This window comes from Synechocystis sp. LKSZ1, assembly GCF_040436315.1.
Classification (GTDB): domain Bacteria; phylum Cyanobacteriota; class Cyanobacteriia; order Cyanobacteriales; family Microcystaceae; genus Synechocystis.
The window spans coordinates 2,089,926-2,113,589 of sequence record NZ_AP031572.1 but is presented as its reverse complement, the minus strand read 5'-3'; the positions used below and the strand labels follow the sequence as shown (position 1 = coordinate 2,113,589).

Below are 23,664 nucleotides of genomic sequence, written 5' to 3'. Positions count from 1 at the left end.
CCACCCTCTTCACGGCATTATGGGTAGTAAACTTTCCACAGGAGACCGCCTTCGTCTGGGCCTGGCTGTTGGCCTAGCAAAAACGATTACGGCCCTTGTCCGATTCCTCCGCCTCGGGGCCGCTAGTGTGATGCCGGGGGCCATTGCCCGCCGCCTCCAGCCCCGTTTGCTGGCCCTGCTCTGCCAACAGGTTCGCCAGGGGGTCATCTTGGTGGTGGGAACCAACGGTAAAACGACGACCTCCCTGCTCCTGCGCACGATCCTAGAAGACCAGGGTCTGCGAGTAACTCATAATGCCACGGGGGCCAATTTAATCAATGGCTTGGCGACGGCCCTGCTGGCTGATACCAACCTGATTGGCCAATTACAGACGGACTTTGCCATCCTAGAGGTCGATGAAAATGTCTTGCCCCTGGTGCTCCAGGATTGTCAGTCTAGGGTGATCTTGGCCCTGAACCTGTTTCGTGACCAACTCGACCGCTACGGTGAAGTCGATAGCATTAGTCAGCGCTGGCAGGCTGCCATTACCCCCCTGCCCCCGGAAACGGTGGTGGTGCTCAATGCGGATGACCCGACCCTCTCCTACCTAGGCCAACAGTTACCCCAAACCGTTCGCTATTTCGGCCTGGCGGAACCGAAACTCTATCTCGAAGCCATTCCCCATGCTGTTGATTCTATTTACTGCCCCCGCTGTGGCCATCCCCTCGACTACCAAGGCGTGTATCTCTCCCATTTAGGAGATTTTTCTTGTCCAGGTTGCGGTTTTAGCAAAAGTCAGCCTGCTTTCCATAGTAGTGAATGGCCCCAAATCCTGATCGGGGTTTACAACAAGTACAACACCCTGGCAGCTGGTCTGGTGGCCCAGGAATTGGGCATTGCCACACCGCAGATTTTCAACAATATTAAAAACTTCAAAGCGGCCTTTGGCCGAGCGGAAGAATTGACCATTGAGGGGAAAGCCGTTCGCATTTTATTGTCCAAAAACCCCGTGGGCATGAATGAAACCATCCGTGCCGTCAATGACCTCAAGGCCCAGGGTGAAACCTCGACGGTTTTGCTGGTGCTCAATGACCGCATTCCTGATGGCACTGATGTCTCTTGGATCTGGGATGTGGATACCGAGGCTCTGGTGCAATCCGGTGGTACTTTTATTGTCAGCGGTGACCGCCTCTACGACATGGCCCTGCGATTGCAGTACAGTCGGGATAGCTTAGCTGCCGATGATTCATTCCAGCTTTTAGTGGAACCCGACCTGGCCCTGGCCATCCAACAGGCCCTCGACCATACTCCTGACCTGGAAACTCTGCATATTCTGCCGACCTATTCGGCAATGTTGAAAGTCCGAGAAATTCTGACGGGCCGCAAAATTCTCTAGGGCCTTGCCTGCCGATTCCCCCCTTGATAGTGATGCCCTCTCTACCTTGCCAACGCTGGAAAATTGCCGCGCCGCCGGCCGATGCCGTCCAGGCCATCAGCCAAGCCACAGGCCTAGCCCCCCTACTGGCCCAAGTGCTCGTCAATCGGGGTATTACCCACCCAGCCCAAGCGGCGGTGTTTCGTGACCCGGAGGCCCTGGCTCTGCCGAATCCCTTAACGGAGTTTCCCGACCTGGAAAAAAGTGTGGAACTCCTAAGTCAGGCCATTCAAGAAAAACTCCCCGTGGCAATCTGTGGGGATTACGATGCCGACGGCATGACCAGTACTGCCTTGCTTCTGCGGGCCCTGCGTTTCCTCGGGGGCCAGGTGGATTACGCCATTCCCAGTCGTATGACCGATGGTTACGGCATTAACGAGCGTATTGTGCGGGAATTTGCAGAGGCGGGCATTAAGCTGATTTTGACAGTGGATAACGGCATTTCTGCCTATGGGGCCATTGCCCTAGCGGTAGAACTGGGTCTAACGGTAATCATCACCGACCACCATGACTTACCGGAAATCCTGCCCCCAGCTCAAGCGATTCTTAACCCGAAGCTATTGCCAGCAACCTCCCTTTACCATGGTCTGGCTGGCGTGGGTGTGGCCTATATTTTGGCCGTTACCACCGCCCAACGCCTCGGTCAACTGACAGGCCTAACTTCTCAACTCCTAGAGCTATACACCCTGGGTACGATTGCAGACTTAGCCCCCCTGGTGGGCGTGAATCGGCGCTGGCTCAAACGCGGCCTACGTCTCCTGCCCCAGTCCCAAATCCTGGGTGTCCAGGCCTTGATCAAGGTGGCAAATATTCAAGTCGGCCAAAAAAGCTTGCAACCCGACGATATTGGTTTTCAGCTTGGCCCCCGCATCAATGCCGTCGGACGGATTGGCAATCCCCAGTGGGTAATTGAACTCCTGACTACAACTAATCCTGACCTGGCCCAAGAACAGGCCCAGCGGTGCGAAGAGACCAACCGCCAACGCCAGACCCTGTGCGAAACCATTGAACAGGAAGCCATTAAGCTGATTGAATCGACCCCCCTTCTCTGGCAAGAAGACCGAGTTTTACTAGTGGTGCATCCCCATTGGCACCATGGGGTGATCGGCATTGTGGCCTCGCGTCTGGTGGAACGCTACGGCGTACCAGTTTTTATCGCCACAGAGGAAGGTGAGGGCCAGATTCGTGGTTCGGCTCGGGGCACGGAGGAATTTCATATCTACGAGGCCCTGGATCGATGTAAAGACCTGTTGGGAAAATTTGGAGGCCATCGGGCCGCTGGGGGGTTTAGTCTAGCGGCGGCCAATTTAGAGGCCTTTCAGCAGCGGTTACGGACGTTTGCCCATGAGCATCTCCAGCCCGAACAGCTTAGGCCCCTGGTCAAGATCGATGCCGAGGCCCGATTTGCTGATTTGACCTTTGAATTACGTCAACAGATTGATCAATTACAACCCTGGGGCATTGGCAATGAGTTTCCTGTCTTTTGGACACCCCAGGTGCGCCTGCTGGAACAACGACGGGTTGGCAAGGAGCAAAAGCATCTGCAACTCACCCTAACCGATGGCCCTGGTCAAATAAAGCTAAAGGGCATTGCCTGGCGCTGGGGAGAATACGCCCCTTTGCCGGCCTGTCTCGACCTGGCCTATAAGCTTCAGGTCAATGACTATCGCGGCGAAAAGACATTGCAACTGGAAATTGTCGGTTGTCGTCTTCCCTAGGCCCTGGCCCCTATCCGAGAACGAACCGAAGCCAGTATCCTAGTATTTATAACGATTCAGAGCGACGTGACCATGGTGGATGCCACTATTTTTTATCACCAAGTTAAGCCCGGTATTGACTGCGCCGATGGCAGTGCGGCTAGTTGGGTTTGTCACCGCTACCTGAAACAACAATCGCCCCCACCGGCCATTGAAATTGTGGGTTGTGCCTATAACGAACCGATTCCCTCTGTCGATCCTCATTCACCGCGAGCGCTCTACATTGTAGACTTTTCCTTTCCCGCTGAGGTTCTTCAGGCCTGGTTAGCCGACGGCCATCAGGTGATCCTGCTCGACCACCACAAAACGGCCCAGGAAATGCTCGGGGGCCTACTCCAGCCCAGAAAGTTAGAACAAATGATCTTTCAAACACAAGGGAACCTGACCCTCGGCTTCGATATGCTGGAATGCGGAGCTACCATTACCTGGAAATATTTCTTTCCGGAGGAACCGGTTCCCCTTTTTTTGCAGTATGTGCGTGACCGCGACCTCTGGCTTCATCAACTGCCCCAGACAGAACTAGTCCACCTTTCCTATACCGCCACGGGCCGGAGTTTTGAGGTCTATGACCGTTACTATGCCCTCGGGGCCGACTTTGTCGCAGTTGCCGTCGAGTACGGCAAAAGTGTAAAGCAGGAAAAAGACCGGATTATTCAGCAGGTGATGCAACGCCATCAAATCGGTATTATTGCGGGCTATCCCCACATTCCCCATGTGTATCTCCAAACGGATCAGGAAAGCCGCTATACCTCCGATATTTGTGCAGAGTTACTGCGTCTCTATCCCCAGGCCTTTTTTACTGCGGCCTGTGGCACCAATCATGGCTGGAGTCTGCGGAGTTTATCCACCGGGGCCGATGTTAGTCGCATTGCCCAGGCCTGGGGGGGCGGAGGCCACCAGATGGCTGCTGGGTTACAGACGACCCATCCCAATTTTTTTAAGCTCAATGGCCAACCCACCTAGTCGTCGTCTCTTTTGCCCACTCTAACTACTGTACAAGAATTAAAATACTAAGTAATGGTCTAGCCGGAGAACATTATGAAACGGATCGTGATCATTACGGGCTTTGAGGCCTTTAATCGGGGTCTGTACCAACAAGCCGCCCAATTAGCCCAGCAGGGTTGTCCAGGCCTAGAAGTCCTGACCTTTAACGACCGAGATTTGCAAAGTCAAGCGAAACAGGTCGAAGCGGCCTTAGCTGAAGCCGACGTTTTTTTTGCCAGCCTGATCTTTGACTACGACCAGGTGCAATGGTTGAGGGTCAGAGTTCAAGAGATTCCCATTCGTTTGGTATTTGAGTCGGCCCTGGAGTTGATGGCTTTGACTCAATTAGGACAATTTTGCATCGGCGATAAGCCCCAGGGGATGCCGAAACCGATCCAGATGATCCTGAGCAAGTTCTCCAGTGGCCGAGAGGAGGATAAGTTAGCGGGTTATCTCAGTTTTCTCAAAACTGGCCCGAAATTGCTCAAATTTATTCCCGCCCGTAAGGTGCAGGATCTGCGGCAATGGCTGATTATCTATGGTTATTGGAACGCCGGGGGCCAGAAAAATGTGGCGGCGCTCTGTTGGGCCTTGGCCGAAAATTATTTAGGTCTATCTGTTCAAGAAATTCCCCCCGTCCAGGAAACCCCTAACAAGGGCCTGTTGCATCGTGACTATGAGGGCTACTTCACCAGTCCCAGGGATTATCTCCACTGGTATCAACAACGGGGCGGTGGGCAGAAACCCGTGGTGGCTTTATTGCTGTACCGTAAACACGTTATTACCCAGCAACGCTACATTCCCCAGTTAATTCAGGCCTTTGAGGAAGCAGGCTTATTGCCCCTACCGATTTTTATTAACGGGGTTGAAGCTCATATCATTGTGCGGGATTGGCTCACCAGCCGAGATGAACAAGCTTTACCAGGGGTCAAAATTAATAAGGAAGCGGTTCCGGTTGAAGCCATTATCTCCACCATTGGTTTTCCCCTCGTCGGTGGCCCTGCGGGTTCCATGGAGGCCGGACGACAGGTGGAAGTGGCCAAGCAAATCCTCAGCCGCAAGAATGTCCCCTACTTCATCGCTGCACCCCTGCTGATCCAAGATATTCACTCCTGGACAAGACGGGGCATTGGGGGCCTGCAAAGTGTGGTGCTCTACGCTCTGCCAGAATTGGACGGGGCCATTGATACCGTTCCCCTCGGGGGTCTAGTGGGAGATGAGATTTATCTAATTCCAGAACGGGTACAACGTCTGACCAGTCGGGTGAAAAATTGGCTCAAATTGCGACGCAAACCGAAGGCTGAGCGCCGGATTGCCATTATTCTCTACGGTTTTCCCCCCGGCTACGGGGCCACCGGAACAGCGGCTTTGCTCAATGTACCTCAAAGTTTACTCAAAGTCCTACAGGCCCTGCAAAAGGAAGGCTACAACATCGGGGAATTACCCGCTAGTGGAGAAGACTTGATTGCCCAGGTGAAGGCGGCGGATGAGAGTATTGCCAAGGCGGATATTGAGGCGAAAAGTGTCAGCGTCCAGGCCCTGGAAAAATGGCTCGGTTATCTGCTGACCCAACGCATCGAAAAACAATGGCAGTCCTTGACCGATACGGGGATTCGTACCTACGGTGAGCAGTTCTATTTGGGCGGGATTCAGCTAGGGAATGTCTGGTTAGGCGTACAACCCCCCTTGGGTGTGGCCGGCGATCCCATGCGTTTAATGTTTGAGAAGGATTTAACGCCCCATCCCCAGTACGCTGCTTTTTATCAGTGGCTGGAAAAGGAATGGCAGGCCGATGCAGTGGTTCACTTCGGTATGCACGGCACAGTGGAATGGTTGCCGGGTTCTTCTCTGGGCAATACCAGCTATTCCTGGCCCGATATTTTGCTCGGCAATCTGCCCAATCTTTACCTCTACGCTGCCAATAATCCCTCGGAATCAATGTTGGCCAAACGGCGGGGTTACGGAGTGTTGATTTCCCATAATGTGCCTCCCTATGGCCGGGCGGGCCTCTACAAAGAATTAATGACCCTGCGGGATTTAATCAGCGAATATCGGGAAGATCCGGATAAAAATCAGGTCTTGGCCCCGATCATTGTGCAAAAAGTTGTTGATGCGGGCTTAGAAAAAGATTGTGTTTTTGCGGAAGGCCAAAAATTAGGCATTGATTTCACCACAGAAAATGCCCGTCTCTTTAGTCGGCATGCCCTCCAGGCCTATTTTTACCAGGTCTATGACTATTTACAGGTGGTGGAACAGCGGCTTTTTTCTTCTGGGTTACATACTCTTGGCCAGGCCCCTAGTCCTGAACAATTGGATGGTTATCTGTCTGCCTATTTTGGTGATCGACTCCTGGAGCGGGAACGTACTGCCATTGCCTACGGCTATCAGAGCGATGGGGAATTACTGTCCTTGGCAAATGGTCGGGGGCAAACTCTCCAGGAAGCTTTGCAGATTCGAGACCTATTGCAACAAAACACCGACGAGATTACTAATTTACTGCGGGGCCTGAATGGGGAATATATTCCACCAGCTCCTGGCGGCGATCTGCTCCGAGATGGTGCGGGCGTTTTACCCACTGGCCGTAATATCCATGCCCTTGATCCCTACCGGATGCCTTCAACCGCGGCCTACGAACGGGGCCGGATCATGACCCAGAAAATTCTAGACCAACACTTGGCGGAAAATGGCAACTATCCTGAAACCGTGGCGGTGATGCTCTGGGGCCTGGATGCCATTAAAACCAAAGGAGAATCCCTGGGCATTTTATTGGAACTGGTGGGGGCTGAACCGATTAAGGAAGGAACCGGCCGCATTGTCCGCTACGAATTAATTCCCTTGGAACAGTTAACCCATCCCCGCATTGATGTTTTGGCCAATCTATCCGGGATTTTCCGCGATACCTTTACCAATATTTTGGAATTACTGGATGACCTCTTTCAACGGGCCGCCAAAGCCGATGAACCCAGGGAGCAAAACTTTATCCGCAAACATGCCCTTACTCTCCAGGCCCAGGGAGTGACCAATGCCAGTGCCCGACTTTTTTCCAATCCCGCCGGGGACTTTGGTTCCCTGGTGAATGACCAAGTGGTGGAAGGCAACTGGGAAACGGATAATGAACTGGCTCAGACTTGGCAGGGCCGCAATCAATTTAGCTATGGCCGTCAAGACCGAGGGCAAGCTCGGCCAGAAGTTTTGCAACATCTCCTGCAAACCAGTGGCCGCATTGTGCAACAGATCGACTCGGTGGAGTATGGCCTGACCGATATTCAGGAATACTACGGCAATACGGGAGGACTCAAACTAGCGGCGGAAAAACAGCAGGGCCGCAAAGTGACGGCTAATTTCATCGAGAGCTTTTCCCAGGACACGACCCCCCGCAAACTGGAGGAGGTGTTGCGGCTGGAATACCGCAGTAAATTGCTCAATCCTAAATGGGCCGAGGCAATGGTGGCCCAGGGGTCAGGGGGAGCCTATGAAGTCTCGCAACGGATGACGGCCCTATTGGGCTGGAGCGGAACAGTGAACTTTACCGATACCTGGGTTTATGACCAAGCGGCCCAGACCTATGCCCTTGACCCAGCCATGGCGGAGAAACTCCAACGGGCTAATCCCGAAGCCTTTCGCAATATTGTCGGGCGGATGCTAGAGGCCCACGGGCGGGGCTTTTGGCCAGCAGATGAAGAAAAAATTGCCAAATTACGGCAGTTGTATAACCTAACAGAGGAGGAATTGGAAGGAATCACGGTCTAACAAAGTTTGCTCGAGTTTAAGAAATACAGTGGACTAGAGCTTTTTCAAAGTACTCTGGGCCTGTTTGATTAATTCCTGGGCCTGGGGATAAGCTGTAGTGCCAGGATGAACCTTCTCCAGTTCGGTCAGGATGCCATTGAGACGGCTTTTGAACTGATTTCTCTGCTGGGGGATTGCGGTCACTGGGCCACTGGCAATCAGGGCCTGAATTTCCCGCTGGGCGTTGTCTAGAGCCTGGCTAGCTAACTGTTCTTGTTGGAGTTGATTTTGCACCTGGCCAAGACGCTGGGTATATTGGGCCAATAACGTTTGGGCCTCTAGGTAGAAAGGATCCTGAGGTTGAACCTGCTGGAGACGTTCCATGGCCTGTTGGAGCATGGTTTGGATGGTTTGCCATTCCAGGACACTGTGGGGGCCTTTGCCCATTTCCTGCTGGGCGAGGGTGGCGAATTGTTGGGCGGCGGCCACTAAGGTCTGAGTTTTCTGAGCGCCGGTAGTCTGGCCGGCAATCGGTTGCAAGGCCTGACTGTAGTTGCGGAACTTTCCTTCGGCCTGTTCTCCGGCCAGAGTCTGGCGAGGAATGAGAGACAATTGATCGAGGCCCGTTTGCCAATCGTTAATGGCCTGGCGTTGTTGTTGGGGATTCGTCGCCCTTTGATAGGTACTCTGGGCCGTTTGAATGGTGCTTTCTGCCGTCTGGAGTTGGCTGAGGGCGTTGGTTTCTTGGAAAATACGGGCCTCCATGCGTCCCACTTGGGCCCGGGCCCTACTGAATTCATCGAAGGTAAAATGCCACGAACAGCCCATAAAACTACAAATTTGGACGGGTTCATACCCCAGGAACCAGACCGGGAGTTGGTTCAAATTCTCTTGGGCCAACTTCACTTTTTCAGCCCCCAGGTTAATATCCGCTGCACTAGTGGCATTGTTAACTAACTGGTCGGCCTGTTCGACGTGGGCAATGGCCTCCCGGTAGTTACGATCCATATTCAGGTAACTGGGCAACAGGAGTAGGGGAGCCGTACTCGCAACAGGCCGTCGAATCATGGGATAGGGAAGATTCACTAACCATACCAGGCCCGATAATCCTAGAACTCCGAGCCCCAGACCGGCGGCAAGTTTTAAACCTAGACCCCAAGGCCGACGCTGATTGACCTTGGCTGCCTGGGCCAGGACTTGGGGATTAAACTGGGGAAATAGATCCACCAAGGTTTGTTCTAGCTCTGGTTTCGTCAAAGGTTGACCGGGCTCCTGGGCCAACTTATCCAACCGTTTCAGCACAATTTGTCGTTGAATATCTTGATTGAGGGATTGGGCCTGTTGGTCAATTTCACGTCGCAATAGGTTTTGGGCTTGGTGATTGAGGCGCATGGACTTGCTCCAGTTCAACATCTTTAGTTTAGGCGCTCTGTCCCAGGGACGGAGGAAACAAAAACTAAAATCTAGCGGCCCTATTGCCCAGAAACCCTTGCTTATTTCGAGAAATTTATGATAGTCTGTATAACTGTTGAGAAAACAACCAGGGCTTGTAGCTTAGTGGATTAGAGCGTGTGGCTACGGACCACAAGGTCGGGGGTTCGAGTCCCTCCAAGCCCGTCAGAAAAGAGAAAGCGCCTCCCATTCCTGGGAGGTTTGTTTTTAGCCCAACCCCCCTGTTGAGATCCAAAAGCCCATCAAAAAACCGATAATCGTGGCATAGGAGACGGAACTGCCTCCTAACTCGTAGGCCTCGGGCATCATGGTACTGGCTAGCATCGCTAACATCCCCCCCCCGGCCACCGCTTCCGTTAGAGATACCGTTGTATCAGATAAGCTGCCCTGTAGCCAATGGCCAGCAATCGCTATTAGGCCACTTGAAAAGACAACCCCTAACCACAAGTAAAGAATACGGTGGGAGGAAATCCCTGCTTGCTTCATGCCAAAGGCGCTAGATAGGGCCTCAGGAAAATTTGAGATAAAGACCGCAAATAAAAAGGCACTGCCAAAACTGTGCAGATTGGCATTCATTCCGATCACCATGGCCTCGGGAATATTATCTAGCAGTGTTCCAACCAAAATAGCCATAGGGGCCGAGTGCTGGGTCAATTTTTCCAGGGTCGAGTTTTCCTGTTGCCAATGGTTGCTGAGGCCGAGGGGTTCCCAGAGGGGGACTTGTTCAATCAGAGATTCGGGTTTTTGCTCGTGTTTGACTTCTTCCGTGCGCCGCAAACGACGGGCCAGGGTACGACTGATGGCTAAGGCTAAATGGGGCGACTGGGTGAGCACTTGGCTAAAATTCTGCGGGTCAAGCCGATACAATTCCATGGGGGTCGCCGCAATCACCGTAGCGGAGCGGGGTTCGTTGGTCAGCAGGGACATTTCCCCAAAAATCTCCCCAGCCCCCAGGCGACTAATCCAGGTTTGGCCTTTATAGACATCTGCGATGCCCACCGCAATGAAGTAGAAGTAGTCACCGGGGTCTCCTTCCTGGCAGAGGCAGTCCCCGGGTTTTGCGTAGTGGGGAGTTAGCAGTTGAGCCAGTTGGCTTTTTTCAGCTTCCGGTAGAGTTTGCAGGACTTCACTACTGTCTAAACATTCCATGAGGCTGAGGGGCCGGGTCTGGTAATGTTCCACTACATAGCGACGACTAGCGGCCGGTTTGCGGAGAAATCCCCCCTTTTCATCAATGTAGCGACTCAGGTTGGTAAATAGCAGGCCCCCTACTAAAAAACCCGCCATTAATACCCAAAAATTAGACTTTTGATAGACTTTGCTCGCAATTTCAAAGGCTAGGGCCGCGATCAGGGTGCCACTTCCAAAGGCCATAATCGCTGCCGATACTTGACGACCAGGTTTCCAGACCATGGCCAACAAGGCCCCCAGGGCCATACTGGAAGCCCCGAGAATTCCCTGAAAAAACGCCGCACTGGCCACCGTGATCACAGCTTACTCTTGACTTTGTAGCGGAAACTATACTCTGATGGATCCAGCAATTATACTGACCCTCAGTTCAACAATAGCTCAATTTTTATGGCAGAGAATCATCCCATTCCCGTGGTTGTTAGTGGGGCGGTAGGCAAAATGGGCCGAGAAGTGATTAAAGCGGTGGCCCAGGCACCGGATATGACCCTCATTGGTGCCGTGGATGCCAATCCCAGCCTACGGGGCCAAGACATTGGCGACATTATTGGTATTGGTCCCCTGGAAGTCCCCGTGCTGGACGACCTCCAGAGTGTTTTGGTACTAGCCACCCAGGAAAAAGTCCAGGGGGTCGTGGTGGATTTCACCCACCCCGATGCTGTCTATGAAAATGTCCGCTCTGCCATTGCCTACGGGGTTCGTCCTGTCGTCGGTACCACCGGGCTCAGCGCTGAGCAAATCCAAGAATTAGCCGATTTTGCCGAAAAGGCCAGCACCGGTTGCTTAATCGCGCCCAATTTTGCCATTGGGGTTCTCCTGATGCAACAGGCCGCTATCCAGGCCAGCCGCTACTTTGATCATGTGGAAATTATTGAACTGCACCACAACCAAAAAGCCGATGCCCCCAGTGGTACGGCCATTAAAACCGCCGAGATGCTAGCGGAGTTGGGAAAAACCTATAATCCCCCTTCAGTTCCAGAAAAAGAAACGATTCAGGGGGCCCGGGGCGGCCTGGGGCCAGAAAATATTCCCATCCACAGTGTGCGTCTGCCCGGTCTTCTCGCTCACCAGGAGATTATCTTTGGGGCCCCGGGCCAAATTTACACCCTACGCCACGACACCACCGACCGAGCCTGCTACATGCCGGGGGTTTTGCTGGGTATCCGCAAAGTCACCCAGTTAAAGAGCCTTGTCTATGGTCTAGAAAAACTGCTCTAAGCGTTCACCAATTCCAGGCCCTGGACTGTCCGTAGAGCGAATTCTCTGTCCAAAAACGTCTCTAGGAGGTAATAACCGCAAGGATCGCTAAAAAGGCATTGACGAGATAGAACAAGCCGACAATTTGCGTTTCCGCCCATCCACTCAGTTCTAGATGGTGGTGGAGCGGGGCCATTTTAAACAAGCGCTTACCCTTCCCGTCCGGGCCTTTGGTGGCCTTGTAGTAACTCACTTGGGCAATTACCGATAGAGACTCGGCCAGAAAAATACCGCTGAGGAGGAGTAGGCCCCAGAGATGGCCACTCAGTACTGCCACCGCCGCTAGGCCGCCCCCCAGGGCCAGAGAACCGGTATCCCCCATAAACACCTTGGCCGGATTGCGGTTATGGAGGACAAAACCCAAACAACCGCCACTCAGGCAGGCACAAAAAACCGCAAGCTCTGGCGCATCGATCACCGTCAAGGCCCCAAGACCGAGAAAAGCCAGGGCCGAAGTGCCCGCCGCTAGGCCATCTACCCCATCGGTCAGGTTGGTGGCATTGCTTTCCGCTACCAAGGTAAAACCCGCCAATAACCAGAAGAGAAAACCTAGGGGAAGGATTAAACCAGGCAACTGCACATCCGTAATGCGGGGCAGGAGTTGGGGCGTTTGTTGCCAAAAGAGCCACAGACAGAAGAGCACCGCAATGCCAATCTGGAGATAAAGTTTTTGACGGGGGGTCAGGCCCTTGTTGGATTGTTGTCGTAGAATTTGCCAATCATCGATCCAACCAATGGCCATATAGCCGAGGGTAACTAGGGCAACCGCCAAAACATCCAGGTCAAATTGAGTCCATACCAGGGCTATGACCACGGCCACTGGCACAAAAAAAATTCCCCCCATGGTGGGCGTACCGGCTTTTTTGAGGTGGCTCTGGGGGCCATCTTCTTGGATCACTTGTCCGGCTTTGAGACGACGCAATACGGGAACAATCCAATACCCCAAAAGACCACTGGCCAGAGCGCTAAAGCCGAGGGGCAAAAGTAGGGCCAGGCTCTGCTCCGATGATGAGTCGGTCAGGGTGGGGAGGCCCCAGGCCAGTCCGGCCAAAAGGGCCGTTAGTAAAATTAATAAGCTGGTACCAGTTGGCTTTTTCAGCAGGCTTTCCGCTGGGGACTTAACCTCCACCATAATTTCTCCACGCAACCTTACAACGGAGTGTTATTAATCATCGTCACTGAGATCGAGATCATCATCGCCATCATCATCGTAGAGATGGTCATCGCCATCCATGAGTTCGGTAATGTCCACTTCTTCCTCTAGCAAGTCGAGGGAGGATTCTTCTAGGGGCTCCCGGGGAATGAGGCGGTTGGTGGCCTGGAGCCAGTCGAGCAGGGAAGTATCGCGGGTAATGGGTAAAACGGCGGCGGGTTCGTAGCGGGGTTCCTGGCGGACGGAGGGATTATATTTAGACATCGGGGCCAATCGTGACGTGCAAAAAGAGTTGTCATCATACACTATGCCTTCCGAGTTTACCACTATTCCCTGGGGCTACAACGGGGATTGGCCCGCGAGGGCAATGGCCAAAGGGAAAAGGTGATGTTCCTGGGCCTGGACACGGGCATGGAGACTGGCCGGGGTATCATCGGGCAAAATGGGAACCACCGCTTGGGCAATAATGGGGCCGCTATCCACTTCCAGGGCCGCGTAGTGAACGGTACAGCCTGTCACTTTAACGCCAGCGGCCAGGGCCTGTTCAATGGCTCTCACACCGCGAAAACTGGGCAATAAACTGGGATGGATATTCAGCACCCGCTGGGGATAGGCCTGGAGCAAGACAGGGGTAACAATACGCATCCAGCCGGCCATGATCACCCAATCCACATCGTAGTCCTGGAAGGTGGCCACAATGGCCTGGTCGAGGGTCTCACGGGAAGCGTAGTCACGGTGGTTAAGCAAGTGGGCGGCAACACCCCGTTCTTGGGCCCGCTCTTTGACCTTGGCCTGGGGATTGTTGTAGATCAAACAATGAATGTCAGCGTTTAAGGCCTGGGCTTCAATGGCGGTGGCGATGGCCCCAAAATTACTGCCACTACCGGAAGCGAGAACCCCTAATTTCAAGGAATGGGGTTGGGGAATGTCGGCTAGGGTCAGGGCCGGGGAAACAAGACTAGGGATGACAGGAGAAGGAGAAATCATGAAGGTTGCAGACAAAGTTTAGCAGTTGCCAAGGAGGCTTCAGACACCGTCACAGGAATAAAGGCCACGGCCTCTAGTCCGATTTGGCTGGAGGGGGCAGGGCCGCCACAATCGCCTCAAAAATTTTAGCCACGGGCGTTATTTTCAGCCCCAGTTTTTCGCTCGGTACCTGGCCCTTAGGAATCAGGGCCTGCTTAAAGCCCAGTTTAGCGGCCTCCTTAAGACGCAGATCGAGATGGGATACTGCTCGAATTTGACCCCCCAGGCCAATTTCCCCGAGGACAATCAGGGTGGGCTCGATCACTTTATCTCGAAAACTAGCCACTAGGGCCAGAGCTACCCCCAGATCTGCCGCTGGCTCATCCACCTCCAGGCCCCCCGCCGCAGAAACATAGGCATCCAGTTTAGATAGGGGAATACCAACCCGTTTTTCCAGGACAGCCAAAATTTGCTGGAGACGGTTGTAGTCCACCCCCGCCGTAGAACGTCGAGGCGAAGGGTAGCTGGTGGGACTAACCAGGGCCTGGAGTTCTACCACCAAGGGTCGGGTGCCTTCACAGGCTACGGTGATCACGGTTCCCGACGTTGGATCTTCTCGATTGCCCAGAAATAATTGGGAGGGATTACTCACCTCCTGTAGGCCCGCCTCCACCATTTCAAAAATCCCGATCTCATGGGTGGCCCCAAAACGATTTTTCACCGACCGCAGGAGTCGATGGGAGGCATAGCGGTCGCCTTGGAAATAGAGGACGGTATCTACCAAATGTTCTAGAACCTTGGGCCCAGCAATGGACCCTTCCTTGGTGACATGGCCCACAATAAACAGACTAATGTTATCGCGCTTGGCCACCTGCATCAGAATCCCCGTACATTCTCGAACCTGGGCCACGGAACCCGGGGCCGAACTGAGGGCCGGAAAGTAGAGATTTTGAATACTATCAATGACTGCTACTTGGGGACGCAGGGCCTCCAATTCCCGCAGAATTTCCTCCAGGTTGGTTTCTGCCAGCAGGTATAACCGTTCACTCAAGCCGGAAGCTCCCCGCTCAGCGGTCGGTGGTGTGACCCCCAAACGGGTCGCCCGTAATTTGATCTGCTGGGCCGATTCCTCCGCAGAAATGTAGAGAATGCGGGGTAGTCGCTGGGCCAACTGAAAGGCCACCTGCAGTAAGAGGGTTGATTTACCAATGCCGGGATCGCCACCAATGAGCATTAAGGCCCCAGGGACAATGCCGCCGCCGAGAACGCGATCTAGTTCTCCGTAACCCGAGGCAAAACGGCCCTGGTCTTCCTCGGGAATCTGAGAAAAGGTCAGGGCCTGGTGGGGACGGGGATCGGCCTTGGACTTCGTGGTGCGACTCGCAACGGGGCGCTGTCGGCCCACGGACTGACTGGCACTAGACGGAAGGGCCTGTTCCTGCAAACTGCTGTAGGTGCCACAGGCCGGACATTTACCGTGCCATTGAGGATAATCCGCCCCACAATGGCTACAGACATAGATACTCCGAGGCTTGGCCATGGCCTAAGAAGATTTACGGAAGGAGGGCAGAAAAGACAAGCCGACCGCTAAAACCGTGGCGGGTATGACCACTAACCAGAGGATGCGACTGAAAAAGTCTAAACTTTCATGGTGCATAGCATCCAGAACGAGGTAGCAGGTATAGGCCACGTAATAAACCATAAAGAGCAGGCCCTCCCAGCGGGAAATCAGGCGTCCGGTAATAAACACGGGTAAGCAGAACAGGGCCACTGCGAACATTACTGGCACATCAAAATGAAGAGCAGAAGGAGAAACTGCAATTCCTGAAGGAGACAATAACGCCGAAAAACCTAGTACTGCCAAAATATTAAAAATGTTACTGCCAATGACGTTACCCACGGCGATATCTCGTTCTCCCCGGTAACTAGCAATAACAGAAGTGGCTAATTCGGGTAGAGAGGTTCCGGCGGCCACCAAGGTTAAACCAATCACCAATTCATTTAGGCCTAAGCTCCGGGCAATGGCCACAGAACTTTCCACCAACCAGCGAGAACCCAACACCAGTAGGCCTAGGCCGACAACAATATAACCAATCTGAAACAGGGTTTGCGGGAGGGAACCTTGGATGGGCTTGCCATACTCTTGTTCGTACTCACTCTGAACCTCACGATTACTTTCCTTACGGCTTTGGATGATCAGAAAGGCGGTGTAGAGAATAGAGCCCAGGGCCAGAATCGCCCCATCGACATGGCTCAGCTTGCCATCGGCCCCAAACATCCAGACTAAACCCGAGACCCCGATCATAATTGGTACATCCAGGCGGATCAGTTGCTGGGCAACCACCAGGGGGGTCACGAGGGAAGAAACCCCGAGAATAAATAAAACATTAAAAATATTACTGCCAACGACGTTCCCTAGGGCAATATCTGCTTGATTGGCAAAGGCCGATTGAAGACTGACCACCAATTCCGGGGAGCTAGTGCCATAGGCCACAATGGTCAGGCCAATCACCAGCGGCGACAACCCTAGCATCAAGGCAATGCGCGAGGCCCCCCGGACTAAAATCTCGGCTCCTGCCACCAATAAAGCCAATCCTAGTACCAATACCCCAAAGGTGCTCAATGTCATCCCTATGCTCCCGATCACTAAAAAACAGGCCCATTGCTTGCAAGCTCCCAGGGCAGTATTTCCATTATTGGGGATCGGGCGCCTAGGTCAAAGGATTTCTAGGGGGATAGATTAATCGCTCGACGATAGAGGGCCTGAATATGACCCAGAATTTTATCGAAGGGATTTTTGCCAGACTCAGCATGGGGCTCCAGATCCTGGATCATGCTGAGTAGTTTGGCTTCTTGGGTTTGAATATCACCGTCACTGTAGAGAAGACCACTAAGGGCCTCCAGGAGTTCTTGATAGTCTTCGGCCTGGGGATGGCTCCCTAGATAGGCTTCTAACCACTGGTAGCATTCCGTCGCAGAAACAGGCTTCAGTTCCGATAATAAAAACTTAAGGTCGGGATCCTCGGCCAACTGTAATGCTTCTGCCCGTTGTTTAAGGTAAGTACGTTCTTCTGGTTGAATAACCCCATCAATCCAGGCCGCACCGATTAAAATCTTGAGCAATTGCTTTGTCTTTGGCTGACTACTCATGGGCTGAATCCCTCCCGCTGACTGTTGGGTATATTACTCATTATCTTCCCACAATCCCTAGAGTGAGAACCCATCAACCCTCAAGGCTGATGCGGGCAGGTAGTTGCCCTTGGATCGACTGCAACAGCTCTTGGGGCAAAAAAGGTTTCTGGAGAAACCCGGATGCACCCGCTAGCTTGGCCCTGAGACGTTCGATCAAATTATCGTTATCTGTGAGCATGATAATCGGTAAATCCTTCAGGCTGGGGGTTTTGCGGCAGAGGGAACAGAGTTCATAGCCACTCATGTCCTGCATCTGGGCATCCATAAAAACAAGACTGGGTTGTTGACTCAGCAAAATCGCCAGGGCCTTGAAGGGGTCTTCGAGGGCCATCGTCTTAAAGCCATTCGCTACCAGCGTGTATTGCACCATGCGTTGAATGGCCGGACGGTCATTAATACAAACCACCAAGGGCCGGTTATCCGTCTGGATCTCCTGGTAGGGGAGCATGGTAATTTCCCCAGTTTTAATCAGCGGCCGCAGAAGCATGGCCAGTTGCAAAGTACTCAGTTGGGTTTGACTGGCAATGCCGTAGAGACATTGGAGACTTTCTAGGGCATGGTGAAGTTTCTTGAGCCAACCATTACTCTGATGATGGGCCTTAGCCAGAGTGGTTTGTACACGATTCCAATCCTCCACTAGGGGACGTTGAAAGGGAGAGTTGACCTCCGAGCGGAGCTCCCACCAATAGCGGATCTTATGCTGAACAGGGGCAATCACCTGTTCTAGATTCAAGTTTAAAAAGAGTTGTTCTAGGCCGCCCTTGGGATCGAGGTAACAGGTTGTTTTAGGAAGAGAAAGAATCTGAACCAGGGCCTCCTGGGTAAACTGGGTCAGGATCGACCGCGTCTGCTGAAAAGAGAAAATTTCTTGTTTCCAGAGGTCGCAAAGATAACGATAGTCATCGGTCAATTGGGGAGGAAGCGTAATTTTGCGCTGATGGAGATGGCTCCCAAGGAGATAGTTGAGACGCTCAATGGAACCAGCGGCGCTGTTGGCGAAGTGTATCTTACCGTTACCTAAATAAATTTGCCAGTTTACAAACTCATCAAAAGGATTTTGAATGGTTAATTTCCCGGTTACTTTATCGGCAACTAGTTGGCGCAACAGTTGGTAAGGGATTTCTTGGATGGTTTGGATGGCGCTCGTACTGGGGAGGGGAGACATTACACTCATCGCACTATAGTTGGGGTGGAAAGGAACGAAAGAATGCCGGGGAAATTTTTTTGACTAGCGATAGCTAGGAATCAGCATTTCTTGATGAAAACTCTGGTCGGCTAAAAAACGGCCAAGGTAATGATTGATACCCTCTAGATTGAGCGGACGACTAATGAAATAGCCCTGCACATAGTCGCAATTCATGATTTTGAGGATACTCATTTGCTCGTGACTCTCGACCCCCTCGGCTACAATTTTCAACCTTAGGCGGTGTCCCAGATCGATAATACTATTTAAGATAACCCAATTTTTGTTGGTGACAGCCAGATCATCTAGGAATGATTTATCAATTTTTAGGGTGTGAACCGGTAAATTTTTAAGGGTTGCCAGGGAAGAATAGCCCGTGCCAAAGTCATCAATGGCCATTTTTAATCCCAATTCTTTGAGTTGTATTAGGGTATTGATGGCGCTATCGGTATCGGTCATCATAAAACTCTCAGTAATTTCGAGTTCAAGGTTCGCGGGATTCATAGCAGTTTCTGAGAGAATTAAGCGGATCTGCTCGACCAAATTAGGCTCTTGTAGCTGGCGAATTGATAAATTAACGGATAATTTAAAAGCGGGGATTCCCGATGCTTGCCAGCACTGGTACTGGCGACAGGCCTCTCGTAAAATCCAGTAACCGAGGGGGACAATTAGGCCCGTTTCTTCGGCAATGGGGATAAAATCTGCGGGGGAAACCCGACCGAGGTGGGGATGATGCCAACGGACGAGGGATTCTACGCCTAAAAATTGTCCTGTTTCCAGGTCAACCTGCGGTTGGTAGTCTAAGGTGAATTGCTCACTATCTAGGGCTCGGCTCAACTCCTTGGCAAAGTTGTAGGAGCGTGATGGCAACATGGCAGTTTTTAAACTCTCGGTTGTCGCATCGACGGCAATCGTCATCCCTAGTTTAATTTCGATCCACCGGGCCAACCGTAATAGCCGAGACCCCACCTGCTGTGCCACAAAAACTTTGAGGTGATGGCCAACAGAATTTTTATGCTGGCTTAACCAAGCTAGAAGGGCCTGGAGATAATTAAAAAAAATGTGGTGGAGCAAAGGGGGTTTAGGGGTCATGCCAGGGTTAGTGCTTTGAGCGATGAGCTTTTCCTTGAGAGTGCTAGGCTCAGCCAAGGAACGAACCATTGATAACTTCACAAAACGGGAGGAGGGGCGCATACATATAGTAGGGGGCTAAGCACCGGTAACAAGCAGGCGATACCATTACCGGGAGGATTCAAGAGGCGGTGGTGACGGGGGCCGCATCCAGATGAAGGGCAGGTTAATTGCTAGATTATATTAACCCGTTGCCGGGTTAACGGCAGTTGCTTAGGTGACCAAGGCCCACTTCACTTTTAAGAAGCTCGTTTTACCACGAGATGATGAAATGAGCAAGCTTGATAAACAAAAGTTAATATTATATTTATGACATTAATCCTAGCTTGGATTGAGCATGGGTCACAATCAGTATTTATACGCAATACAGTGGTTCGTCAATGGGGTCTAATCAATGGCTATACTAGGTTTTTTCAATAAAATCCTTGTCTCCAGGCGCTGTTTTTGGGAAAAAAGGCCGGCTTAGTCAGACTATTTCACTTTTTAATAAACAAGAGATAAAAGTCAACGGTGTTTCTACTGAAGAAATTTGCTCTCCCATGAAGGTTGTTTCCGGCCCCAAGGCCATAAAGACAAGTAGAAATGCCTATCTCCTGGGATGGATTTTTGAATTTGCCTCAGAGGATCAGCCGGCCAGAGATTAAGCATGGTGGCCCAGTAGGCGCTCGCGCAATTGCTTGATACGGTCTCGATATTTGGCCGCATTTTCAAATTCCAGATTTTTAGCCGCGTCTTTCATCTGTTCTTCCAGTTGTTGGATCAGCTCCGGCAGTTGCTCTAGGGACAGTTCCTCACTTTGCTCACAGGCTAGGTCGAGTTGTTGGGCATTGAGGCGACGGGAAATATCCAAAAAGTTAAGAATGGCGTTACTAGCCCGTTTCTGAATGGGTTGAGGCGTGATGCCGTGCTCTTCGTTGTGGGCCTGCTGGATTTTGCGTCGGCGTTCGGTTTCGGCAATGGCCTTCGCCATGCTGTCGGTGAGGTTATCGCCGTAGAGAATCGCCTGGCCCCGGATGTGACGGGCGGCCCGGCCAATGGTTTGGATCAAAGACCGCTCTGCCCGTAAAAAGCCTTCTTTGTCGGCATCGAGGATAGCCACGAGGGAAACTTCCGGTAAATCCAGGCCCTCCCGGAGGAGGTTGACCCCGATCAATACATCAAATTCCCCTTCCCGCAGGGCCTGTAGAATTTCGATGCGCTGAATAGATTGAATTTCTGAGTGGAGGTACTGCACCTTAACGTTGCGCTCGGTAAAAAATTCCGTCAGATCCTCGGCCATCCGTTTGGTCAAAGTGGTTATTAACACCCGTTCCTGGCGCTGAACCCGGTCTTGAATTTCGCCGTAGAGGTCATCGACTTGGCCCTGGGTCGGCCGTACAAAGATTTCGGGATCGAGAACGCCCGTCGGTCGAATAATTTGTTCGATAATCTGGCCCTGGGACTGCTCTACTTCCCAATCCCCGGGCGTGGCAGAAACAAAGACGCACTGTTTCACCTTTTGCCAAAATTCCTCGGCCTTGAGGGGACGGTTATCGGCGGCACTGGGGAGGCGAAAGCCATGGTCGATCAGGACTTTCTTGCGGGCCTGGTCGCCATTGTACATACCCCGCAGTTGGGGAATGGTGACGTGGGATTCATCGATCACCAAGAGCCAGCCCTCGGGGAAATAATCCACCAAACATTCCGGCGGTTCCCCCGCTTGTCGTCCAGCTAAATGGCGGGAATAATTTTCCACTCCGTTGCAATAGCCCACTTCCTGTAACATTTCTAGGTCATAGCGGGTGCGTTGGCTCAGCCGTTGGGCCTCCAGCACTTTATTTTGACCTTCAAGGGCCGCCACCTGGCTTTCTAATTCCTCCTTAATCTGACGGCAGGCCCGTTCCACTTCTTCCTCTGGCGTGACAAAGTGACGAGCGGGGTAAATATTTAATTGGGTTAAACTGTGCAAGATCTCTCCCGTCAGCGGGTCGAGGTAACGAATTGCTTCAATTTCATCCCCAAAAAACTCCACCCGTACCACCCGGTCTTCGTAGGCTGGCACAATTTCCAATACATCTCCCTTAAGACGAAAACGGCCCCGTTGCAATTCCACATCATTGCGGCTGTACTGCACATTCACCAAGTCGCGGATTAGTCGGCGCGGGTCGAGGTCTTTACCCACTTGCAGGGGGACGGCGGCCTTCAAATACTCGGTTGGCATTCCCAGACCATAAATACAGCTAATCGAGGCCACCACGATCACATCCCGGCGCTCAAACAGGGAACGGGTGGCCGAGTGGCGCAACATATCGATTTCTTCGTTGATGGAGGCGGTTTTCTCGATGTAGGTATCGGTAACAGGAATATAGGCCTCGGGCTGATAGTAGTCGTAGTAACTAATAAAGTATTCCACGGCATTCTCGGGGAAAAACTGCCGCAATTCGTTACAAAGCTGGGCCGCTAGGGTTTTGTTGTGGGCCAACACCAGGGTAGGACGACCAATTTTTTCGATCACCGCCGCCATGGTAAAGGTTTTGCCGGTTCCCGTGGCCCCCAGTAGGGTTTGAAAGCGATGGCCCTGTTCCAACGATTGTACTAGGGACTGGATCGCCGTGGGTTGGTCGCCGGTAGGCTGAAAGGGGGCATGGAGCCGAAAAGGAGAAGCCATCATCGTCAAGGGGCCAATAAGCAAACTTTACCTATTCTATTGATTTGGCTGGACGCCAGGGAGCGTTTATTAAAATGGTGCTGTACTGATTGATCTTCTCTAGGGCCGTTAAGCCCATTAATAACTGGTAATAGAGGCATCGATTTCAGGGCCAGGCTTCTGCTAGGGTAGGGAAAAAGATGCCTTGCCGAAAGTCTATGAGTCATGAATCCTGCGCCACCCGTATTGAAACCGATAGCATGGGGCCGATTGCCGTACCAGCAGATCGCTATTGGGGGGCCCAGACCCAGCGTTCCCTCAAACATTTTGCCATTGGCACCGAGCGCATATCCCCGATGTTAATTCGGGCCTTTGGCCTACTCAAACAAGCGGCGGCTAGGGTGAATCAGGACTTAGGCAAATTACCCCCGGAGAAAGCGGCCCTAATCGTTCAAGCGACGGAGGAAATCATCGCCGGCCAACTCCTAGAGCATTTTCCCCTACGGGTCTGGCAGACGGGCAGTGGCACCCAAACCAATATGAATGTCAATGAGGTGATTGCCAATCGGGCCATCGCCCTTGCGGGGGGAGAATTGGGTAGTAAAGATCCAATCCATCCCAACGATCACGTCAATATGTCCCAATCCTCCAACGACACCTTTCCGACAGCCATGCACATTGCCGCGGTGGAGGCCTTAACGCAACAGTTAATTCCCAGTCTCCAGGCCCTGCGGGAAGCCTTGACTGAAAAACAGGCGGAATTTGCCGATATTATCAAAATTGGCCGTACCCACCTGATGGATGCGGTCCCTCTGAGTCTGGGGCAAGAGTTTTCCGGGTACGGAGCCCATCTAGACCATCACCTCCACCAAATGAACCTAAGCCTGCCCCCCCTCTACGAATTGGCCCTGGGCGGAACGGCGGTAGGTACGGGCTTAAATAGTCATCCTGAATTTGCGGAGCGCGTGGCCCAGGAAATTGCCCACCTCACCGGCCTGCCGTTTATTTCTGCACCCAATAAGTTTGCGGCCCTGGCAGGCCATGAGGCCTTGGCCGGAGCCAGTGGGAATCTGAAAAACCTGGCTTGTTCCCTCATGAAAATTGCCAATGATCTACGTTGGTTGGGGTCTGGCCCTCGTTGCGGCCTAGGAGAATTGATCCTGCCGGCCAATGAACCTGGTTCCTCGATTATGCCGGGCAAGGTCAACCCGACCCAGTGTGAGGCCATGACCATGGTCTGTGTGCAGGTGATGGGCAACGATACGACCATTGCCATTGCGGCCAGCCAGGGAAACTTTGAACTCAATGTTTTTAAACCCGTGATCATCCATAACTTTTTGCAGTCGGTTCAGCTTTTAACCGATGCTTGCCATGGTTTCCGGGAACATCTCCTGCTCGGCCTCCAGGCCAATCGTCAACAAATTCAGCATTTTTTAGAAAACTCATTGATGCTGGTCACTGCCTTGAATCCTTATATTGGCTACGACCGGGCGGCCCTTGTAGCCAAAACGGCCTACGAACAACAAAAGACCCTTAAACAGGCCTGTGTCGAACTTGGTTTTCTGAGTGCAGAGGAGTTTGATCAATGGGTTAACCCCAAAACTATGCTGGCCCCTTAGAAAGGTTGTCTGC

At 52.4% G+C, this 23,664-nt stretch carries 18 protein-coding genes and 1 tRNA gene; 8 read left to right on the top strand and 11 right to left on the bottom strand.

Annotated features, from left to right (window positions below; all coding sequences use genetic code 11):
• Nucleotides 1–19: 19 nt before the first annotated feature.
• From ABXS88_RS09815 to bchH, 4 genes are all read left to right on the top strand, one after another.
• A complete protein-coding gene (locus tag ABXS88_RS09815) occupies nucleotides 20–1,375 on the top strand; it encodes a Mur ligase family protein (RefSeq protein ID WP_353671863.1) in 1,356 nt (451 codons plus the stop codon).
• A 32-nt stretch (nucleotides 1,376–1,407) separates the two neighbouring features.
• Nucleotides 1,408–3,132, top strand: coding sequence for a single-stranded-DNA-specific exonuclease RecJ (gene recJ, locus ABXS88_RS09810; protein ID WP_353671862.1), 1,725 nt, complete (start codon nucleotides 1,408–1,410; stop codon nucleotides 3,130–3,132).
• A gap of 72 nt (nucleotides 3,133–3,204) precedes the next feature.
• Nucleotides 3,205–4,134 (top strand): hypothetical protein, encoded by a 930-nt coding sequence (locus ABXS88_RS09805; RefSeq protein WP_353671861.1) that lies wholly within the window; start codon nucleotides 3,205–3,207, stop codon nucleotides 4,132–4,134.
• 75 nt (nucleotides 4,135–4,209) lie between these two features.
• Nucleotides 4,210–7,905 (top strand): magnesium chelatase subunit H, encoded by a 3,696-nt coding sequence (gene bchH / locus ABXS88_RS09800; protein ID WP_353671860.1) that lies wholly within the window; start codon nucleotides 4,210–4,212, stop codon nucleotides 7,903–7,905.
• 33 nt (nucleotides 7,906–7,938) lie between these two features.
• On the opposite strand, the gene ABXS88_RS09795 is transcribed toward bchH, so the two are convergent.
• Nucleotides 7,939–9,276: a hypothetical protein gene (locus ABXS88_RS09795; protein ID WP_353671859.1), complete on the bottom strand. Its 1,338-nt coding sequence runs from the start codon at nucleotides 9,274–9,276 to the stop codon at nucleotides 7,939–7,941.
• A 151-nt stretch (nucleotides 9,277–9,427) separates the two neighbouring features.
• Here ABXS88_RS09795 and ABXS88_RS09790 point away from each other — a divergent pair.
• Nucleotides 9,428–9,501 (top strand) — tRNA-Arg (locus ABXS88_RS09790).
• 42 nt (nucleotides 9,502–9,543) lie between these two features.
• Here ABXS88_RS09790 and ABXS88_RS09785 read toward each other — a convergent pair.
• Nucleotides 9,544–10,827 carry a cyclic nucleotide-binding domain-containing protein gene (locus ABXS88_RS09785; RefSeq protein ID WP_353671858.1) on the bottom strand — a complete coding sequence of 428 codons (1,284 nt, stop codon included), beginning with the start codon at nucleotides 10,825–10,827 and terminating at the stop codon, nucleotides 9,544–9,546.
• 87 nt (nucleotides 10,828–10,914) lie between these two features.
• Here ABXS88_RS09785 and dapB point away from each other — a divergent pair, with 87 nt between their 5' ends.
• Nucleotides 10,915–11,742, top strand: coding sequence for a 4-hydroxy-tetrahydrodipicolinate reductase (gene dapB / locus ABXS88_RS09780; protein WP_353671857.1), 828 nt, complete (start codon nucleotides 10,915–10,917; stop codon nucleotides 11,740–11,742).
• Between the two features lie 61 nt (nucleotides 11,743–11,803).
• Here the strand turns inward: dapB and mraY are convergent, their stop codons facing one another.
• The 8 genes from mraY to ABXS88_RS09740 all read right to left on the bottom strand — a co-directional run bounded on the left by mraY (nucleotide 11,804) and on the right by ABXS88_RS09740 (nucleotide 19,448).
• Complete coding sequence (gene mraY / locus ABXS88_RS09775; protein WP_353671856.1) at nucleotides 11,804–12,913, bottom strand: phospho-N-acetylmuramoyl-pentapeptide-transferase; 1,110 nt, start codon at nucleotides 12,911–12,913, stop codon at nucleotides 11,804–11,806.
• A 33-nt stretch (nucleotides 12,914–12,946) separates the two neighbouring features.
• A complete protein-coding gene (locus tag ABXS88_RS09770) occupies nucleotides 12,947–13,198 on the bottom strand; it encodes a DUF3134 domain-containing protein (RefSeq protein ID WP_353671855.1) in 252 nt (83 codons plus the stop codon).
• Nucleotides 13,199–13,273: 75 nt separating this feature from the next.
• Nucleotides 13,274–13,921, bottom strand: a complete 648-nt coding sequence (purN, locus tag ABXS88_RS09765; RefSeq protein ID WP_353671854.1) for a phosphoribosylglycinamide formyltransferase — start codon at nucleotides 13,919–13,921, stop codon at nucleotides 13,274–13,276.
• Between the two features lie 73 nt (nucleotides 13,922–13,994).
• Nucleotides 13,995–15,440 carry a DNA repair protein RadA gene (gene radA, locus ABXS88_RS09760; RefSeq protein WP_353671853.1) on the bottom strand — a complete coding sequence of 482 codons (1,446 nt, stop codon included), beginning with the start codon at nucleotides 15,438–15,440 and terminating at the stop codon, nucleotides 13,995–13,997.
• A 3-nt stretch (nucleotides 15,441–15,443) separates the two neighbouring features.
• The gene (locus ABXS88_RS09755; RefSeq protein ID WP_353671852.1) at nucleotides 15,444–16,529 is read right to left on the bottom strand and encodes a calcium/sodium antiporter; all 1,086 of its coding nucleotides are present in this window, start codon (nucleotides 16,527–16,529) and stop codon (nucleotides 15,444–15,446) included.
• A gap of 98 nt (nucleotides 16,530–16,627) precedes the next feature.
• Entirely contained in the window at nucleotides 16,628–17,050 is a 423-nt protein-coding gene (locus tag ABXS88_RS09750; protein WP_353671851.1) for a TerB family tellurite resistance protein, read from the bottom strand.
• Nucleotides 17,051–17,123: 73 nt separating this feature from the next.
• Nucleotides 17,124–18,266, bottom strand: coding sequence for a response regulator (locus ABXS88_RS09745; protein WP_353671850.1), 1,143 nt, complete (start codon nucleotides 18,264–18,266; stop codon nucleotides 17,124–17,126).
• A 54-nt stretch (nucleotides 18,267–18,320) separates the two neighbouring features.
• Nucleotides 18,321–19,448: an EAL domain-containing protein gene (locus ABXS88_RS09740; protein WP_353671849.1), complete on the bottom strand. Its 1,128-nt coding sequence runs from the start codon at nucleotides 19,446–19,448 to the stop codon at nucleotides 18,321–18,323.
• Nucleotides 19,449–19,831: 383 nt separating this feature from the next.
• Between ABXS88_RS09740 and ABXS88_RS09735 the strand changes: the two genes are divergently transcribed.
• Nucleotides 19,832–20,050 carry a hypothetical protein gene (locus ABXS88_RS09735; protein WP_353671848.1) on the top strand — a complete coding sequence of 73 codons (219 nt, stop codon included), beginning with the start codon at nucleotides 19,832–19,834 and terminating at the stop codon, nucleotides 20,048–20,050.
• Here ABXS88_RS09735 and uvrB read toward each other — a convergent pair.
• The gene (uvrB, locus tag ABXS88_RS09730) at nucleotides 20,047–22,053 is read right to left on the bottom strand and encodes an excinuclease ABC subunit UvrB (protein ID WP_353674805.1); all 2,007 of its coding nucleotides are present in this window, start codon (nucleotides 22,051–22,053) and stop codon (nucleotides 20,047–20,049) included. The genes ABXS88_RS09735 and uvrB overlap by 4 nt on opposite strands.
• 197 nt (nucleotides 22,054–22,250) lie before the next feature.
• Between uvrB and fumC the strand changes: the two genes are divergently transcribed.
• A complete protein-coding gene (gene fumC, locus ABXS88_RS09725) occupies nucleotides 22,251–23,651 on the top strand; it encodes a class II fumarate hydratase (RefSeq protein WP_353671847.1) in 1,401 nt (466 codons plus the stop codon).
• Nucleotides 23,652–23,664 lie beyond the last annotated feature (13 nt).

Excerpts from the sequence above, each read along its gene's own strand:
- ABXS88_RS09745 (WP_353671850.1), bottom strand. The coding sequence starts at position 18,266 with ATGAGTGTAATGTCTCCCCTCCCCAGTACGAGCGCCATCCAAACCATC.
- uvrB (WP_353674805.1), bottom strand. The coding sequence starts at position 22,053 with ATGGCTTCTCCTTTTCGGCTCCATGCCCCCTTTCAGCCTACCGGCGAC.
- ABXS88_RS09805 (WP_353671861.1), top strand. The coding sequence starts at position 3,205 with ATGGTGGATGCCACTATTTTTTATCACCAAGTTAAGCCCGGTATTGAC.
- fumC (WP_353671847.1), top strand. The coding sequence starts at position 22,251 with ATGAGTCATGAATCCTGCGCCACCCGTATTGAAACCGATAGCATGGGG.
- ABXS88_RS09755 (WP_353671852.1), bottom strand. The coding sequence starts at position 16,529 with ATGACATTGAGCACCTTTGGGGTATTGGTACTAGGATTGGCTTTATTG.
- recJ (WP_353671862.1), top strand. The coding sequence starts at position 1,408 with ATGCCCTCTCTACCTTGCCAACGCTGGAAAATTGCCGCGCCGCCGGCC.
- ABXS88_RS09795 (WP_353671859.1), bottom strand. The coding sequence starts at position 9,276 with ATGCGCCTCAATCACCAAGCCCAAAACCTATTGCGACGTGAAATTGAC.
- radA (WP_353671853.1), bottom strand. The coding sequence starts at position 15,440 with ATGGCCAAGCCTCGGAGTATCTATGTCTGTAGCCATTGTGGGGCGGAT.
- purN (WP_353671854.1), bottom strand. The coding sequence starts at position 13,921 with ATGATTTCTCCTTCTCCTGTCATCCCTAGTCTTGTTTCCCCGGCCCTG.
- bchH (WP_353671860.1), top strand. The coding sequence starts at position 4,210 with ATGAAACGGATCGTGATCATTACGGGCTTTGAGGCCTTTAATCGGGGT.
- ABXS88_RS09770 (WP_353671855.1), bottom strand. The coding sequence starts at position 13,198 with ATGTCTAAATATAATCCCTCCGTCCGCCAGGAACCCCGCTACGAACCC.
- ABXS88_RS09815 (WP_353671863.1), top strand. The coding sequence starts at position 20 with ATGGGTAGTAAACTTTCCACAGGAGACCGCCTTCGTCTGGGCCTGGCT.
- ABXS88_RS09750 (WP_353671851.1), bottom strand. The coding sequence starts at position 17,050 with ATGAGTAGTCAGCCAAAGACAAAGCAATTGCTCAAGATTTTAATCGGT.
- mraY (WP_353671856.1), bottom strand. The coding sequence starts at position 12,913 with ATGGTGGAGGTTAAGTCCCCAGCGGAAAGCCTGCTGAAAAAGCCAACT.
- dapB (WP_353671857.1), top strand. The coding sequence starts at position 10,915 with ATGGCAGAGAATCATCCCATTCCCGTGGTTGTTAGTGGGGCGGTAGGC.